Genomic DNA, 16,372 nt, shown 5'->3' with positions numbered 1-16,372 from the left:
GCCCGGATGGGCTGGAAGGCTCTATTGATCAAATCAATTACAGAATGTGCGCCTGCACATCAGGATCTTTGCGATCGAGGTAGTGAATCGACTGAATACGGCGGATCGTCCGCGATTTGCCGCGGATCAGTAGCGTTTCGGTGGTTGCGATATTACCTTTACGGCTAATTCCTTCCAGCAGATCGCCTTTGGTGATGCCGGTTGCGGAGAAAATGACGTTGTCGCTGCGCGCCATTTCATCCAGACGTAACGCTTTGCCCGCTTCAATGCCCATGGCAGCACAGCGCGCCAGTTCTTGTTCGCCAATGCGACGGTTCTCTTCGCTGTCGCCTTTGACGTCATGGCGTGCCAGCAGACGACCCTGCATGTCGCCATCCAGCGCGCGGATAACAGCCGCGGTAACCACCCCTTCCGGCGCCCCGCCAATGCCATACAGCACGTCAACTTCGCTGTCGGGCATGCAGGTCAGGATCGAGGCCGCAACGTCGCCGTCAGGAATGGCGAAGACGCGTACGCCCAGTTTTGTCATCTCGGCAATAACCTCGTCATGGCGTGGTTTTGCCAGGATGGTGACGGTCAGTTCGCCGAGCGGTTTGTTGAGCGCGGTAGCAATGTTACGCAGGTTGGCTTCCAGCGACAGGTTCAGGTCGATGGACCCTTTTGCGCCTGGGCCGACAATCAGCTTTTCCATGTACATATCCGGCGCGTTGAGGAAGCAGCCTTTATCGCCAACCGCCAGTACGGCCAACGCGTTGGCCTGGCCCATGGCCGTCATGCGCGTGCCTTCGATAGGATCGACGGCGATGTCGACCGCATCACCGCGACCGGTTCCGACTTTCTCGCCGATAAACAGCATCGGCGCTTCATCAATCTCACCCTCGCCAATCACGATGGTGCCGTCGATGTTGACCTGGTTGAGCATAATACGCATGGCGTTCACCGCCGCGCCGTCAGCGGTATTTTTATCGCCGCGGCCCAGCCATTTATAGCCAGCCAGCGCGGCCGCTTCGGTCACGCGTGAAAATTCAATGGCAAGTTCTCGTCTCATTGCAAACTCGTAGCTGAAAGGAATGGCGCGAAGTGTAGCACAGGGGAGGGGGCGAGATTATTGATGTGTGTGCGGGGTTGCCCCCGCAAGAAGAGATTGCCGGATTAGGCACAGTCGCCATCCGGCAATGACGTATTACTCGTCGTGGTCTTCCCACGCCATTGCGCGTTTGACCGCTTTTTTCCAGCCGCTGTAACGGAAGTTACGCTCGGTGGTTTCGATGCCTGGACGGAATTCACGCTCGATGACCGCTTTCTCTTGCAACTCATCCAGATTCTGCCAGAAGCCTACTGCCAGACCAGCCAGGTACGCTGCACCCAATGCGGTGACTTCGCGGACTTCCGGGCGCTCAACGCGGGTGCCCAGAATGTCAGACTGGAACTGCATCAGGAAGTTGTTGGCAACTGCACCGCCGTCAACGCGCAGGGCGTGAAGACGAATTCCGGAGTCAGCCTGCATTGCTTCCAGTACGTCGCGGGTCTGGTAAGCGATAGACTCAAGCGTTGCGCGGATGATGTGGTTGGAGTTTACGCCACGGGTCAGGCCGAAGATGGCGCCACGTGCATACGGGTCCCAGTACGGTGCGCCCAGGCCAGTAAATGCCGGAACGACGTACACGCCGTTGGTGTCTTTCACTTTGGTGGCGAAATACTCAGAGTCGAATGCATCGCTGATGAGCTTCATTTCATCGCGCAACCACTGAATGGATGCGCCAGCCATAAATACCGCACCTTCCAGCGCGTAGTTCACTTCCCCGGTCGGTCCGCAGGCGATAGTAGTCAGCAACCCGTTTTCGGACTTAACGGCTTTCTCGCCGGTGTTCATCAGCATGAAGCAGCCGGTACCGTACGTGTTTTTCGCCATCCCTTCCTTCACGCACAGCTGACCAAAGAGAGCCGCCTGCTGGTCACCGGCAATACCGGAGATAGGAATACGAATGCCGCCTTTACCACCAATGTTGGTCTGGCCGTACACTTCAGAAGAACGACGCACTTCTGGCAGCATGGCGCGCGGAATATCCAGCGCATCCAGCATCGTGTCATCCCAGTCCAGGGTATGGATGTTAAACAGCATGGTACGTGAAGCGTTGGTGTAATCCGTGACGTGTACGCGTCCCTGCGTCATTTTCCAGATAAGCCAGGTGTCCACGGTACCAAACAGCAGTTCGCCGCGACGAGCGCGCTCACGTGAGCCTTCAACGTGGTCGAGGATCCACTTCACCTTGGTACCGGAGAAGTACGGGTCAATCACCAGGCCGGTGTTGTTACGGATATACTCTTCCATGCCATCGCGCTTGAGCTTTTCGCAGATATCCGCGGTGCGACGACACTGCCACACAATGGCGTTATAGATTGGTTTACCGGTTTCACGCTCCCAGACGATGGTGGTTTCACGCTGGTTAGTAATACCGATTGCTGCAATTTCATCGGAACTGATATCGGCTTTCGCCAGAACTTCAACCAGCGTAGAGCTTTGGGTTGCCCAAATTTCCATTGGGTCGTGTTCTACCCAACCTGCTTTCGGGTAGATTTGCTCGAATTCGCGCTGTGAAACGGCAACGATATTCGCATCGTGGTCCATTACGACCGCGCGGGAGCTGGTGGTGCCCTGGTCGAGCGCAACGATATATTTTTTTTCAGTCATAATTTTTGTCCCGTAGTCACATTACAGCGAAGCTTTTTGTTGAGTGTTGGCCGCCGCGTCTTTTTCTTCAATCACGCAGACATCGCACGGTAAATGGCGACCAATCAGTTTGCGATATGCCCATGCGCCCAAAATCGCGCCGGTAATTGGGCCAAACACCGGTACCAGGAAGTAAGGGATATCACGACCACCCGTGAAGGCAATCTCACCCCATCCGGCCATCCAGGCGAAGAGTTTCGGTCCGAAGTCACGTGCCGGGTTCATCGCAAAACCTGTCAGCGGACCCATGGAAGCACCAATAACGGCAATCAACAAGCCGATCAGCAGTGGTGCCAGCGGACCACGAGGTACACCGTTACCATCGTCGGTCAGAGCCAGAATCAGCCCCATTAGAATAGCGGTAATGACCATTTCAACCGCGAAGGCCTGCACAAAATTGATATGCGGGTTCGGATAGGTGGAGAAAGTACCTGCCAGACCCAGGCTCTCGGTACTGCCGCGCACGATATGGTTAGTTTGTTCGAAATCGAGGAATAGATTGTAATAAAGCCCGTAAACCAGTGCCGCTGCGCAAAAGGCGCCGGCAATTTGCGAAATAATAAAAGGGATAACTTTGCGTTTATCAAAACAGGCGAACAGCCAGAGTGCGATGGTTACCGCGGGATTCAGGTGTGCACCAGAAACGCCTGCGGTCAGATAGATAGCCATCGCTACCCCCAGGCCCCAGATGACACTGATTTCCCACTGACCAAAAGTAGCCCCGGCCACTTTGAGTGCAGCGACACAGCCCACACCGAAGAAAATCAACAACCCGGTACCGAGGAATTCAGCAATGCACTGGCCTTTTAAGGTTGAGGTTTGACTCATAATCGGATCCTGAAGAGAGATTAATGTTTATGTGCGAGAAGGTCACTGACATCCCCGGAGCCGGTAGGCACACTGTTAATTTATCGTTAACGCTCAAAAACGAGAAATATCGAAATTAAAATGTGTGTACTGCATCAACAAAATGAGCGTTATCGCGCCATCTGGCGGTATTTGTTATACAAAAATAGTGTGAGCTGAATCATTTCAATGATCAATTCGTTAACACTTAAGAGTTATGACAGTAATGTCACCAGGAGAAAGACGAAAAGTGTTGCAAACCGCAATCTGCGCGGGATGCCGCTGGACAGCGATGGCGCGGCTTCATACAATCGGAGCTAAGTAGAGTGCGCTCGTTTTTATTAAGGCGTCGCCGGTTATCGGGACGAGGATTTTTATCCATCAACGCCTTGCAATTCAGGAGAGGTATGACGATGTCATTAGAAGTGTTTGAGAAACTGGAAGCAAAAGTACAGCAGGCGATTGATACCATCACGCTGTTACAGATGGAAATCGAAGAGCTGAAAGAAAAAAACAACTCACTGTCGCAGGAAGTTCAGACTGCACAGCAGCAGCGTGAAGAGCTGGAGCGTGAGAACAACAACCTGAAAGAACAGCAGAATGGCTGGCAGGATCGTCTGCATGCCCTCCTGGGTCGTATGGAAGAAGTCTAATTCTGATTTCTTTAAAAAGGCATCCATAATGGATGCCTTTTTACTATGTAGATATTAGGATATCGTAACTTTTAAATTTCAAATAATACGATATGACAAAAAGAAACGATATTATTGATAATTCGGATCGATTTATCACCAGTGATATTAAATATGGCCTTATCTATACAGAGAATCTAGGATGGATTGATTTAGGCCATGCTAATCCAGCAGGGGCTGAAAGATTATGGTTTGAAATGATAAGCGCTCGTGGTGGTGATAGCGAATTTTATGAAGTAAATTATCATCAAAGTATGTCCAAAAACATTCATGGCCTAAATATTAATACTGGTATATATCGTAGATTTATGGTGCGACGAGGATTACCGGAACGAACCTTACAAGGTATTGCTTTATCGATATTCTTAGGTACGTCACATCGCTTCGAATCCTTGCAGGATTTTTGGCCTTACGTATATTTAACGGATAGTGGCTATAGTGCTGAAGATTTGGTATCGAACTTATTTGGTTTTTACCAAGCTGTAAATTATGCAGATTACACCTCTCGTCTTCGGATCTGTTCGAAAGAAAAGGCTTATCGTATCTGGGACTTCTATGGTCCTGTTGGTGAGTATAAAAACAAAAGCGTTATTCCGTTACTATTTCCTGACCCAATAGATAAGAATAAGAAACATGAACCCTACTCAGGGGAATTACCTTTATTTATGGATATAATAAAACCTGTTGCGAATCCAAATTATGTTCGGGAACTCCGCATATGAAGTTCAGGAAATCAGGTTTTATTATTGTATTTATGATTTTAATTTCGCTACTTTATTGCTGTTTCATGTTGAGCATCTTTACAGAAAAAATCTATACACAGCAGAATTTATTATTCTATCATCTGCTAACACCGACACCTCTTAAACAGGTTCCAAGGGTATCCAGCGACTGGTTTTTTGTAAGCTATTCAGATGAAGGTAGCCATCTTCAACTCAGTGAAATAATTTTTACCGGAATACAAAAGAGTGACCTTCAGATAGCTGAGGATAAATTAAATGCTTATATCGAAACTTATCCTGCCAGTCGTGAGATGATGAGCGTCGTTGCCGAAGAAAAAAATGAAAAGTATGATATTAAAGTCATTCATTACGAATCAAATGAATGAAAAAAAGGCCATCAAATTTGCTGATGGCCTTTTTTACTTACTCGATATCGAGCGGGTCTTCGGAGAGAATTATCCCGGTGTTGTCAGCGTACAGGTGATCGCCGGAGAAGAACGTTACACCGCCAAAGTTGACGCGTACATCGCTTTCTCCAATACCTTCCCCTGCGGCACCGACCGGAATTGCGGCAATCGCCTGAATGCCGATATCCAGTTCTTCCAGATCGTCTACCTGACGGACTGAGCCGTAGATGACCAGACCTTCCCATTCATTCTGTACGGCCAGTCGAGCCAGTTCGGCATCGACCAGCGCACGACGGACAGAACCGCCGCCATCGACCAGCAGAATGCGACCACGGCCGTTTTGTTCGAGCAGATCGTACAGCAACCCGTTGTCCTCGAAACATTTTACCGTGATGATTTGTCCGCCAAACGACGACCGCCCTCCAAAGTTAGAGAACAGTGGTTCCACGACGTTGACATCTTCCTGATAGATGTCACAAAGCTCGGATGTATCGTATTTCATAGGCTCAACGTTCAGTTGCTGCGAGAATTTTTAGTATATCGCGCTATGTGTACTGTTGGCAAAATCATCAATTGTTAATTGATATTTGTCAGTTAAAGAGACCACTGACTCAAGAAAATTCCAACGACAAACAGCAGGTTAGTTAACAGTGCCGCTTTTACGGTGCGTTCCAGCATCGGGCGCATTGCCTCAGGGTTCATCTCACGCATCACGTATCGCGCCTGTTTAATCAGCAACGGAGCGGCGAGAACAAACAGCCATCCCCACAGGCTTTGCAGTGAGAACAGGTTAAACAGCGCCAGACAGACCAGCGTGCCCATCAGCAGACAGGCGTGGTAGCGGCGGGCATTGACGGCGCCTAAACGCACGACCAGCGTGTTCTTGCCGTTCTCTCTGTCGCTGTTGATATCGCGCAGATTGTTGACGTTGAGCACGGCAGTTGCCAGCAGGCCGCAGGCGGTGGCAGGCAGAATGAGCGCCGGAATCAGCGTATGCGCCTGCAGATACCAGCTTCCCATAACGCTCAGCCAGCCGAAGAACACCAGCACGGAAATATCGCCCAGACCGATATATCCGTAAGGGCGATTGCCCACGGTGTAAGTGATTGCGGCAATGATCGACAGGCCGCCGAGCACCAGGAAGCCGACAAAATCTGCCAGCGTGTGACAAGCCACAGCAACCAGGGCCAGACCTGACAAGCAGATCAGCACCACGGTGACGATCAGCGCCCGCTTCATCTGCTGTTGGGTGATAACCCCTTTTTGCATACCGCGCAGCGGTCCTATGCGGTCGGGCTTGTCGCTGCCTTTGACGGCATCGCCATAGTCGTTCGCGAGATTCGACAGGATTTGCAGCAGTCCCGCGGTAATGAGTGCCAGCAGAGCGACCAGTGGATCAAAGAACCCTTGCCACCATGCTAATGCCGTACCGACGATGATCGCCGCGAAGGCGAGCGGTAAGGTCTTAGGTCGTAAACTTTCCAGCCAGGCTTGTGAGCGGCTAATTTGTTGTTGTTCAGTCATATTTAGCGCCAATAAAAATGGGGCTTTATCAGCCCCATCAACAGTGATGAAAATGCATTGAACGCGATTATAGGATAAAACGGCTCAGATCTTCATCTGCGACCAGCGCATCCAGATGTTTGCTCACATATTCGGCATCAATTGTGATGCTTTGGCCGTTCAAATCGCTCGCATCATAGGAAATATCTTCCATCAGACGCTCAAGAACGGTATGCAGACGACGCGCACCGATGTTTTCGGTGGTTTCGTTGACCTGCCAGGCCGCTTCGGCAATGCGTTTAATGCCCGACTCGGTGAAGTTAATGTCCACACCTTCGGTCGCCATCAGCGCTTTGTACTGCACAGTGATGGAGGCATTCGGTTCGGTAAGGATACGTTCAAAATCGCTGGTGGTCAGCGCCTGAAGCTCCACACGAATCGGCAGACGACCCTGCAGTTCCGGGATCAGATCAGACGGTTTCGCCACCTGGAATGCGCCAGAGGCGATAAACAGAATGTGATCTGTTTTCACCATACCGTGCTTGGTGGAGACCGTGCAGCCTTCAACCAGCGGCAGCAGGTCGCGCTGAACGCCTTCACGGGATACGTCCGGGCCGGAGGATTCGCCGCGCTTACAGATTTTGTCGATTTCGTCGATAAACACGATCCCGTGCTGTTCAACGGCGTCGATAGCTTCCTGTTTTAGCTCTTCCGGATTCACCAGTTTGGCCGCTTCTTCTTCAATTAGCAGCTTCATCGCGTCTTTGATTTTCAGCTTACGCGGTTTTTGTTTCTGTCCGCCCAGATTCTGGAACATAGACTGCAACTGGCTGGTCATCTCTTCCATTCCCGGAGGTGCCATGATTTCAACGCCCATCGGTGCGGCCGCGAGATCGATTTCGATCTCTTTATCATCCAGTTGGCCTTCACGCAGTTTTTTACGGAATGCCTGACGCGCTGCTGAAGGTTCCTGCGGCTGCTCTGACTGTCCCCAGTTATTTTTAGCCGGTGGGATCAGTACGTCGAGAATACGTTCTTCCGCCATCTCTTCAGCACGGAAGCGGTTTTTCTCGATCGCCTGAACGCGAACCATTTTGATGGCTGCATCGGTCAGATCGCGGATGATCGAGTCAACTTCTTTACCTACATAGCCGACTTCGGTGAATTTCGTTGCTTCAACTTTGATGAACGGCGCGTTGGCCAGTTTTGCCAGACGACGGGCGATTTCGGTTTTACCGACGCCGGTCGGGCCAATCATCAGAATGTTTTTCGGCGTGACTTCATGGCGCAACTCTTCGTTGAGCTGCATACGACGCCAGCGGTTACGCAGGGCAATCGCCACGGAACGCTTAGCGTTATCCTGGCCGATGATGTGTTTGTTCAGCTCGCTGACAATTTCGCGTGGGGTCATTTCAGACATGGGGGATCCTTACGCTTTGGAGTTCAATTCTTCGATGGTATGGAAGTGGTTGGTATAAATGCAGATATCCCCTGCAATATCCAACGCTTTCTCAGCGATCTCGCGCGCGCCAAGCTCGGTGTTTTCCAGCAGAGCGCGTGCAGCAGCCTGGGCGTAGGGACCGCCGGAGCCGATGGCAATCAGATCGTTTTCTGGCTGGATGACGTCGCCGTTACCGGTGATGATGAGTGATGCCGTTTCATCTGCGACGGCCAGCAGCGCTTCGAGTTTGCGTAGCATACGGTCGGTACGCCAGTCTTTTGCCAGTTCAACGGCCGCTTTCACCAGGTGACCCTGATGCATTTCCAGCTTGCGTTCAAACAGTTCAAACAGCGTGAATGCATCCGCAGTACCACCCGCAAAGCCCGCGATGACTTTGTCGTTGTACAGACGGCGGACTTTCTTCACGTTGCCTTTCATGACGGTATTGCCCAGTGTGGCCTGGCCATCACCGGCGATTACGACGTGGCCGTTACGGCGAACACTTACTATTGTTGTCACGAGCAGACCCCTTCTTACAAATACGGACGTAGGGGCCCCGTACCACGTACGGGGCAGAATGTAAGTATAGATGGGGGGGATTTTAGGGGTTTCAACCCCCAGTAGCGAGTCGAATGCAGTTTGTGTGACCAGCAACCTTCAGGCGGCTGATGGTGTTGTCGGCATTCTCTTTGCCTTTAACCGGACCAATGACCACGCGATTCCAGCCGTTATTAGTGGTAATACGTGAATTGAAGCCTTCAAAGGCCAGCTGCGCCCGTACGGTTTCTGCTTGCTCTGCGCCTTTAAATGACCCGCACTGCACCATCCAGCGGCGTTCATCTTTTTTCTCCGCCGTTTGTTTTGGCGGCTGGGTTTCATTCGTTATTGGCGCGGCCGGCTGCGTTTTCGGCTGAGCGGCGGTAGTATGCGCAGGCGTTTGCAGCAGGTCCTGGTACGGCTGTTGGGCCGCCGGTTTTGGCTGTGCTTTCGGCTGTTGTTGTACTGGAGCTGCTTGCGCCGTACGCGTTTGCTGCTGCTGGTACGGTTGTTCCGTTACCCGTGGTTGCGTGCGCGGCTGCTGAGCCTGCTGCTGCGTGTTGGCCCATTGCTGTTGCTGCACCTGACGCTGGCGCTGCAACGTTTGCTGACGCTGTTCAGGCGTTTGCTCGTTCCACGGCACTTCGTTGAGCTGCGTTGGCTGTTGACGCATATCAGCCTGCATTTGCGCTAATAGCTGTCGCTGCTCATTGGTTAGCTGATCGGCGTTCAGCACCTCGCCGCCAGCGGACGGTTCGGTAGGCGCACGTACGCCAGGCTGGCGGCTTTCCAACTCTTTGATGTATCGCCAGCGTTCTTCCGGTTTTGGTGGGATGCCATTGCCGGTGACTTTCTGGTTTTGCAGCGTTTCGGACTCTTCTTTCTTGTGATGCGTAATGAAGTACAGACCACCGATAAAGGTCACGAGTACGGCTGCAGCAATAGCAACCATAGCGGGCGATACCGCAGGCGTATTGCGTTGTTTTTTCCGTGATGTGCTCTTCTTGCGCCGCGAAGGTGCCGGTTGGCCGCGACGTACATAATCTCGTTGTGCCACTATCGTTTCGCTGTATTTATTCGTTCGTCAGCCCGCCATGTTACTTAAGCGGCGGGCCTTTGACCAGACAGGGGAGTCCGAAAGCACTTTACTTTACGTCAGTGCCCGGGTAGTACCCCGAATAATTAGCTCGCAGTCCAGTAAACGTGAGCCACTGCTGACGTTCTGCCCTTGTAATTGATCGAGCAGTAACAGCATAGCTTCACGTCCGATATCAAAACGCGGCTGTGCAACGGTTGTCAGGGGTGGATCACAGAATTCTGTGAGCGAAATGTTATCAAAGCCAATGATGGATAAATCGTCAGGCACCTTCAGGCCCTGACGTTTGGCATATGAGAGCGCGCCTAGTGCCATGACGTCGCTGTGGCAAAAGACAGCGGTAGGCGGCTGCGGAAGTTCAAGAAGCTGCTTCAGTGCATCGGCTCCCGCTGCATAGGTAAAGTCACCACGCGCGATGAAATGCGGATCGACCGTAATTCCGCTACGGCGTAGTGCCTGAACGTAGCCTTGCAGACGGTAATGGCACAGCGGCATATCCTCTGGTCCAGCGATACAGCCAATGCGTTTGTGCCCCAGCTCCAGCAGATAGTTCATCGCGTTGAAGGCGGCGGTGAGATTATCAATGTGCACGGTGGGCAATTCCAGCTCTGGCGCGAACTCGTTGGACATGACCATCGGCGGCAAGTTGCGTTGCTCTTCCACGCTGGCATCAAACGGCAGGCGCGAGCTGAGCAGCACCATGCCATCGATCTGCTTGGTGATTATGAGGTTGAGGAAGGTCTTTTCCTGCTGGTTCTGGTGCGCACAATCGCCGATAAGCACCAGATATCCTTGTTCTGCGGCGGTCACTTCTATGCCGCGAATCACTTCGCTAAAAAACGGATCGCAGATATCCGGCACAATCACCAGAATGGTACGTGATTCATTACGCTTAACATTGCGTCCCATCGATTGAGGTAAATATCCCACTTCCAGGGCTGCCTGCTCAACCTTGTTACGGGTTGACTGTGAGACTTTGTCCGGGTTCATTAATGCGCGGGATACGGTTGCCGTTGAGACTTTCGCCTTCAGAGCAACATCTTTCATCGTAGCGGCGGCAACCTGCTTATTCGGTTTCACTCTTTCTCCTCGCCAGAGAGCTGCTGGCACAGACTCGTCCTTGAATAGCCTTCATCTGAAACATTTTTATCAGATAGTTAATGGAAGCGGTTACAGAATTTTCATAAAAAGTGTGATGGATCTTTAATTTTACGATCCGCCTCGCATCGTGAGGGATTATCCCTCGATGGGATCGACATCCAGCACCCATTTAACCTTACGTGCATCGGGTAACGTATTGATCAGCGCCAATGTGCCACTGACGATATGCTGCAGGCGAATTCGCGACGGATGCTGTAACAAAATTTGCCAGCGATACCGACCGCCGCGCTTTGGTGCCAGAGCGGGAACCGGGCCGAGCACCCACAGTTTGTCATCGGCCAGTGGACTGGCCTGAATCAGGTTTCGTAACTGCTGTAAGAACATTGGCGCATGCTGGTTATTATGATCTTCAGCCCGCACGATCACATGGCTGGTCCACGGTGGAAGCTGGAGCGTTTGTCGCTCGGCCAGCGCCTGTTCGGCAAACGCGTCATAACCTTTATACAGCAAGGTTTGCAGCAACGGATGTTCAGGGTGGTGCGTTTGCAGCACCACTTCGCCCTGTTTCCCGGCGCGTCCTGCTCGTCCGGAGACCTGTGTGTAGAGCTGGGCGAAGCGTTCTGCCGACCGGAAATCCGCAGAGAACAGTGCACCGTCAACGTCCAGAAGCGCCACCAGGGTGACGTCCGGGAAGTGGTGGCCTTTAGCCAGCATTTGCGTGCCGATCAGAATTCGCGCGCCGCCGCGATGTACTTCCGCCAGATGCTGCTCCAGCGAGCCTTTACGGCTGGTGGTATCGCGATCGATGCGTGAAATTGGCACACCGGGGAAAAAAGGTGCCAAAGCCTGCTCAAGCTGTTCGGTGCCGAGGCCAACCGGAACCATATGCGTCGAACCGCAGGAAGGGCACTGACGCGGTATTGGGCGCTGGCTGTCGCAGTGGTGGCAGCGTAAATGGTGCTGCGCCTGATGCAGGGTGTAGTAGTGATCGCAGCGCGGACATTCGGCAATCCAGCCGCAGTCGTGGCACAGCAGCGCAGGGGCAAAACCCCGGCGGTTCAAAAACAGAATTACCTGGTTATCTGCCTGCAAATGTTGACGCATGCGGGTGATAAGCGCAGGGGCGAGTCCTGCCTGCACTTGCTGACCTTTGAGATCCAGCACGTGCTGAGTGGCTGGGCGCGCATTTCCGGCGCGTCGCGTCAGGCGCAGCATGCGATATTTTTTCTGCCGCACGTTGCACAGCGTTTCCAGCGCCGGGGTTGCAGAGCCGAGAATAATCGGAATCTGCTCGCTGTGGGCGCGATAAACTGCGAGGTCGCGCGCATGATAGCGCCAGCCTTCCTGCTGTTTATAAGAGCTGTCGTGCTCTTCGTCGATGACGATCACGCCGAGGTTTTTAAACGGCGTAAACAGCGAGGAGCGCGTACCGATAACTATCGCCGCTTCGCCATTCTTTGCTTTCAGCCAGGCTGAAAGACGTTCGCTGTCGTTCAATCCGGAGTGCAGGACTTCGACCGGCGCATTGAAGCGTTCGCGAAAACGGGCAATAGTTTGCGGCGTCAGGCCAATCTCAGGCACCATCACCAGCGCCTGCTTACCCTGGGCAAGGACATTTTCCAGTACGCTTAGATAGACCTCTGTTTTGCCCGACCCCGTCACGCCCGCTAATAGCCAGGCGCTAAAGCTGTCCGAGGCGCTATGAATCGCGCCGACGGCGGTGGCTTGCTCGGTATTCAGTCGAAGACGCTCACCGGAAACGGCGTAGTGCGTACGCCAGTCGCTAAAGCCTGGCGTTTCACTCGCCAGATCGCACAGTCCTTTTTTCCGCAGTGCCTGTAATGCGGCGTCATTAAATTCCAGTTCAGCGACCTGGTCGCGCCATATTTTTCCCTGGCGTAGCGCAGCCAGCGCCTGCTGCTGCTTGGGAGAGCGCTTCAGGCTGTTCAGATCAATGATCTGACCTTCTTCTGTGGCAAACCAGTACCACATGGGCGCGTTAGTCGCCGGGCGTCCCTGGCGCAACAGAATCGGCAGGGCATGAAACAGTACGTCGCCGATAGGATGGTGATAATAGTCTGCCGCCCACAACAGCAGACGCCAGACGGAGGTCGAATAAACCGGTTCGCTGTCCAGCACTTCAAGAATGGTTTTTAATTCGCTCCGCGGCAGTTCGCTACTTTCGTTGACGGAAAGGACGATACCCACGCGCTCCTGTTGTTTGCCAAAAGGCACGCGTACTCGACACCCGGCTTTGGCGCTCATGCCTTCCGGCAAGAGGTAGTCAAAGGTGCGAGGTAGCGGAACGGGTAAGGCAACGTGCGCAACGGGCATTGAATCATCCTGACTTGAAATCTGGCGGGTTAGTATACACATTAGTGAAGGACAGAATGCGGATCAGTTTGCAAGAGCAGGTTAATTTCTGTATGATTCGCCGCCTTTGATATGAATTTGTATCATAGGCCTATACTATTAACATCGCGTGGTGTCTGGCGTTAGGGCTGGAAGAGCGACGCGGCCTTAAACCGAGGTTTTCCCATGAAAAAAGATATTCACCCGAAATACGAAGAAATTACTGCAAACTGCTCTTGCGGTAACGTCATGAAAATCCGCTCTACAGTCGGTCACGATCTGAACCTGGACGTGTGCAGTAAGTGCCACCCGTTCTATACTGGCAAGCAGCGTGATGTTGCTACCGGTGGCCGTGTTGATCGCTTCAACAAGCGTTTCAGCATCCCAGGCAGCAAATAAGTTTCAGCTGTCAGAAAAAAGCGCCATATGGCGCTTTTTTTGTTTCTACACCTGTAGTCTGAAGTTCGTATTGATGTATTGAATGATGTCTATTATCTAATAAATAAAACAGTGTTTTTATTTTTGCGATAAATTGTTTCAACTGGTGATCTTCGTCATTTTCATCTTCTGGTTTTTGCCACTTAAGCCAATTCTTGGCAAAATACCAAAGGTTTCTCTCTTCTTTCTAAAATACACTTTTGTGGAAATATAAAATTATTCTTAATCCTTCATCGTTTTTCCATTTATCGGCGAAACGAGATGGGCAATTTCCTTGATTGAGTGTGAAGAGGGATGGCTATGAAATTTAAAACCGCATTATTACTGATTCCATTATTCTCTGCGGCCGCGCAAGCGGGTTATGTTGATTATCGGCATGAATATTATGATGATGGTCGTAATTACGATCGTGTTTATATGTCGCATCGTTTTGCCACAGGTTTCGGCGTGGCAGTAGAAGCTATTTCACGTTCCGAAGACACGCAATCTAATGATGCGTGGAATAACATGGAGAGTAATGGTAACGAGTATACGGCAAGCTACCAGTTCACCTGGCAGGGTCTTATCTGGCAACCGGGTATTGCGATTGAAACGGGTGATAACATCGCGATTTATAAACCGTATATTCGCGTGCAGTACAACATCAATGACAACTGGTGGACCGCGTTCCGCTATCGCCAGGAATACATGCGCAGAAACACCGACGGCAAGGATGACCGTATGGTCTATCGTCCGGAAGCCTGGCTCGGTTATAACATCAATGACTGGATGTTTGAGCTAAACGGCATTTATAAAATTGCCGACAGCGAAGATTTATATAATAACCGAAAAGATGATTACGAATATAACTTCCGCGTGGCTTATAAAATTGGTTCCTGGGTTCCATTTGTTGAAGTTGGTAACGTTTCCTCGGGGTATAACACCACAACCACAGACGATCGTCAGACTCGTTATCGCGTTGGTCTTGGTTATAACTTCTGACCATTAATACATTTCATATCAGTTTATTACGCTGAGTATCGGTATATACGCATAGTTTGCGTGAATAATGTGTCTAAGGAGTTAACATCATGTCTAATGATGGAACTATGATCGAAAATCATCAAAGTATTGCTGTCAGACCTTTCGGATTAAGAGATAAATTTGGTTATTTGTGTGGCGACCTTGGAACCTGTTTTATTCTTGGTCTGGTAAATAGTTTTTTAAAGATTTATTACACCAACGTACTTGGTATTTCCGGTGTTATTGTTGGTTCACTCTATTTTGTGACCAAACTCTTTGACGCGTTTGTCGACGTTGGCGTAGGGCGCTTATGTGATACCTCTAAACTGACGATACATGGACGGTTTAATCCGTGGGTACGCCGTATGAAGTACCCGTTCTGTATCATTGCGGTCGTCCTGTTCCTGCCGTTTGTGAATGATTTTTCTTATACGGCGAAAATTATCTACATTTGCTGTTCTTATTTTATCTACGGTTCACTGTTATCGACCGTGAGCATTCCGTATGGGGCCATGTCTGCAGCCATTAGCTCGAACCCGGAAGATCGTGTCTCGCTGTCAACCTGGCGCAGCGTTGGGTCAGCTATCGGCGGCGGCGCAACCGGCTTTTTTATTCCAATCCTGATGTACACCACGCTGGTGGACGGAAGTCAGGTGATCTCCGGGCAGCATTTCTTCTGGATCGCCATCGGTTGTGCGGTGTTGGGGTTTATCTTTTTAACATTGACCTGCCAGTTAACGACGGAGCGTGTGCGCGTAGAGAAAAAAGAGAGCATGCCTGTTTCAGTGCTGTTGAAAGGGCTATTACGCAATAAAGCGCTGATTGTTTTAGTGGTTGTGGATCTGCTGATCGTAATTAATCAGGGGTTGTCTGGTACCAACATGACTTACCTGTTTAATGACTATTTCCATAACAAAGAGGCCATGTCCGTTGCCTTGCTCTTCACCTTTGGCTCTCTGGTTCTGCTGGCGCCATCGGCATCCTGGCTCACGAAGCGGTTTGGTAAAAAGGAGGCCAGCGTCGGCGCACTACTCTTTGCAGTAGCGATGTATTTGATTATGTACTTCATCCATATTACCGACGCGAAAGTCTATTTGGTTTTCCTGTTCCTGGCGACGTTGGGGGCCGGACTATTCAACCTGATGATTTGGGCGTTTATGACCGATGTTTGTGATTATCACCAGTATGTCACCGGCGATCGTGAGGATGGAACCGTCTATGGCGTGAACTTCTTTGCCCGCAAGGTTGGTCAGGCGTGCGCAGGAGCCATTGGCGGCTTTATGCTGGCCATCATTGGTTATCAATCTTCGTCAACGGGCGGCGCTGTGCAAACCAGCATCGTACAGGAAAACATCTATACAATGGCGAATCTTTTACCAGCGTTATGCCTGTTTTTGGCCGCGGTTATTCTGATTTATTTCTATCCATTGAACCGTAAAGAGACGCTAAAAATGGAAGAGACATTGAATAAACTTAATGGTATCAGTAAGTAAAATAGCGAGAA

16 protein-coding genes are annotated in these 16,372 nt (G+C 51.2%); 6 read left to right on the top strand and 10 right to left on the bottom strand.

The features are described 5' to 3' along the window. Window positions 1–37: 37 nt before the first annotated feature. The 3 genes from glpX to OGX99_RS10800 all read right to left on the bottom strand — a co-directional run bounded on the left by glpX (window position 38) and on the right by OGX99_RS10800 (window position 3,559). Window positions 38–1,048 (bottom strand): class II fructose-bisphosphatase, encoded by a 1,011-nt coding sequence (gene glpX / locus OGX99_RS10810; protein WP_286543529.1) that lies wholly within the window; start codon window positions 1,046–1,048, stop codon window positions 38–40. Window positions 1,049–1,183: 135 nt separating this feature from the next. Next, the gene (gene glpK / locus OGX99_RS10805) at window positions 1,184–2,692 is read right to left on the bottom strand and encodes a glycerol kinase GlpK (protein ID WP_151218444.1); all 1,509 of its coding nucleotides are present in this window, start codon (window positions 2,690–2,692) and stop codon (window positions 1,184–1,186) included. A gap of 21 nt (window positions 2,693–2,713) precedes the next feature. Beyond that, complete coding sequence (locus OGX99_RS10800) at window positions 2,714–3,559, bottom strand: MIP/aquaporin family protein (RefSeq protein WP_151218445.1); 846 nt, start codon at window positions 3,557–3,559, stop codon at window positions 2,714–2,716. A 425-nt stretch (window positions 3,560–3,984) separates the two neighbouring features. Here OGX99_RS10800 and zapB point away from each other — a divergent pair, with 425 nt between their 5' ends. The 3 genes from zapB (at window position 3,985) to OGX99_RS10785 (ending at window position 5,377) form a co-directional block, all read left to right on the top strand. Beyond that, complete coding sequence (gene zapB, locus OGX99_RS10795; RefSeq protein WP_088732415.1) at window positions 3,985–4,230, top strand: septal ring assembly protein ZapB; 246 nt, start codon at window positions 3,985–3,987, stop codon at window positions 4,228–4,230. A gap of 92 nt (window positions 4,231–4,322) precedes the next feature. Next, window positions 4,323–4,991: a hypothetical protein gene (locus OGX99_RS10790; RefSeq protein WP_151218446.1), complete on the top strand. Its 669-nt coding sequence runs from the start codon at window positions 4,323–4,325 to the stop codon at window positions 4,989–4,991. Then, a complete protein-coding gene (locus OGX99_RS10785) occupies window positions 4,988–5,377 on the top strand; it encodes a hypothetical protein (RefSeq protein WP_151218447.1) in 390 nt (129 codons plus the stop codon). Before OGX99_RS10790 ends, OGX99_RS10785 begins: the two co-directional genes overlap by 4 nt. A 37-nt stretch (window positions 5,378–5,414) precedes the next feature. On the opposite strand, the gene rraA is transcribed toward OGX99_RS10785, so the two are convergent. The 7 genes from rraA to priA all read right to left on the bottom strand — a co-directional run bounded on the left by rraA (window position 5,415) and on the right by priA (window position 13,410). Next, on the bottom strand, window positions 5,415–5,900 hold the full coding sequence (gene rraA / locus OGX99_RS10780) for a ribonuclease E activity regulator RraA (RefSeq protein WP_003028798.1): 486 nt from the start codon (window positions 5,898–5,900) through the stop codon (window positions 5,415–5,417). Window positions 5,901–5,992: 92 nt separating this feature from the next. After that, window positions 5,993–6,922 (bottom strand): 1,4-dihydroxy-2-naphthoate polyprenyltransferase, encoded by a 930-nt coding sequence (gene menA / locus OGX99_RS10775; RefSeq protein WP_151218448.1) that lies wholly within the window; start codon window positions 6,920–6,922, stop codon window positions 5,993–5,995. Window positions 6,923–6,989: 67 nt separating this feature from the next. Continuing rightward, entirely contained in the window at window positions 6,990–8,321 is a 1,332-nt protein-coding gene (gene hslU, locus OGX99_RS10770; protein WP_003028803.1) for an ATP-dependent protease ATPase subunit HslU, read from the bottom strand. 9 nt (window positions 8,322–8,330) lie between these two features. Then, complete coding sequence (hslV, locus tag OGX99_RS10765; protein WP_003028805.1) at window positions 8,331–8,861, bottom strand: ATP-dependent protease subunit HslV; 531 nt, start codon at window positions 8,859–8,861, stop codon at window positions 8,331–8,333. Window positions 8,862–8,952: 91 nt separating this feature from the next. Continuing rightward, window positions 8,953–9,936 carry a cell division protein FtsN gene (gene ftsN, locus OGX99_RS10760; RefSeq protein WP_210905501.1) on the bottom strand — a complete coding sequence of 328 codons (984 nt, stop codon included), beginning with the start codon at window positions 9,934–9,936 and terminating at the stop codon, window positions 8,953–8,955. Window positions 9,937–10,029: 93 nt separating this feature from the next. Further along, window positions 10,030–11,055, bottom strand: coding sequence for a DNA-binding transcriptional regulator CytR (cytR, locus tag OGX99_RS10755; RefSeq protein WP_151218449.1), 1,026 nt, complete (start codon window positions 11,053–11,055; stop codon window positions 10,030–10,032). A 156-nt stretch (window positions 11,056–11,211) separates the two neighbouring features. Next, the gene (priA, locus tag OGX99_RS10750) at window positions 11,212–13,410 is read right to left on the bottom strand and encodes a primosomal protein N' (RefSeq protein ID WP_151218450.1); all 2,199 of its coding nucleotides are present in this window, start codon (window positions 13,408–13,410) and stop codon (window positions 11,212–11,214) included. A gap of 204 nt (window positions 13,411–13,614) precedes the next feature. On the opposite strand from priA, the gene rpmE reads away from it, so the two are divergent. The 3 genes from rpmE (at window position 13,615) to OGX99_RS10735 (ending at window position 16,361) form a co-directional block, all read left to right on the top strand. Further along, entirely contained in the window at window positions 13,615–13,827 is a 213-nt protein-coding gene (gene rpmE, locus OGX99_RS10745) for a 50S ribosomal protein L31 (RefSeq protein ID WP_151218451.1), read from the top strand. A gap of 339 nt (window positions 13,828–14,166) precedes the next feature. Beyond that, window positions 14,167–14,847 (top strand): oligogalacturonate-specific porin KdgM family protein, encoded by a 681-nt coding sequence (locus OGX99_RS10740; protein WP_151218452.1) that lies wholly within the window; start codon window positions 14,167–14,169, stop codon window positions 14,845–14,847. A gap of 89 nt (window positions 14,848–14,936) precedes the next feature. Next, window positions 14,937–16,361, top strand: coding sequence for an MFS transporter (locus OGX99_RS10735; RefSeq protein ID WP_286543526.1), 1,425 nt, complete (start codon window positions 14,937–14,939; stop codon window positions 16,359–16,361). Window positions 16,362–16,372 lie beyond the last annotated feature (11 nt).

The sequence above is a fragment of the Citrobacter sp. Cu096 genome (genome assembly GCF_030332285.1).
Lineage (GTDB): Bacteria > Pseudomonadota > Gammaproteobacteria > Enterobacterales > Enterobacteriaceae > Citrobacter > Citrobacter meridianamericanus.
Note: the sequence above shows the minus strand (reverse complement) of the source record. Positions and strands in the feature narration are given on the sequence as shown.

Coding starts and splice junctions, on each gene's coding strand:
- glpX (WP_286543529.1), bottom strand. CDS start 1,048: ATGAGACGAGAACTTGCCATTGAATTTTCACGCGTGACCGAAGCGGCC.
- glpK (WP_151218444.1), bottom strand. CDS start 2,692: ATGACTGAAAAAAAATATATCGTTGCGCTCGACCAGGGCACCACCAGC.
- OGX99_RS10800 (WP_151218445.1), bottom strand. CDS start 3,559: ATGAGTCAAACCTCAACCTTAAAAGGCCAGTGCATTGCTGAATTCCTC.
- zapB (WP_088732415.1), top strand. CDS start 3,985: ATGACGATGTCATTAGAAGTGTTTGAGAAACTGGAAGCAAAAGTACAG.
- OGX99_RS10790 (WP_151218446.1), top strand. CDS start 4,323: ATGACAAAAAGAAACGATATTATTGATAATTCGGATCGATTTATCACC.
- OGX99_RS10785 (WP_151218447.1), top strand. CDS start 4,988: ATGAAGTTCAGGAAATCAGGTTTTATTATTGTATTTATGATTTTAATT.
- rraA (WP_003028798.1), bottom strand. CDS start 5,900: ATGAAATACGATACATCCGAGCTTTGTGACATCTATCAGGAAGATGTC.
- menA (WP_151218448.1), bottom strand. CDS start 6,922: ATGACTGAACAACAACAAATTAGCCGCTCACAAGCCTGGCTGGAAAGT.
- hslU (WP_003028803.1), bottom strand. CDS start 8,321: ATGTCTGAAATGACCCCACGCGAAATTGTCAGCGAGCTGAACAAACAC.
- priA (WP_151218450.1), bottom strand. CDS start 13,410: ATGCCCGTTGCGCACGTTGCCTTACCCGTTCCGCTACCTCGCACCTTT.
- rpmE (WP_151218451.1), top strand. CDS start 13,615: ATGAAAAAAGATATTCACCCGAAATACGAAGAAATTACTGCAAACTGC.
- OGX99_RS10740 (WP_151218452.1), top strand. CDS start 14,167: ATGAAATTTAAAACCGCATTATTACTGATTCCATTATTCTCTGCGGCC.
- OGX99_RS10735 (WP_286543526.1), top strand. CDS start 14,937: ATGTCTAATGATGGAACTATGATCGAAAATCATCAAAGTATTGCTGTC.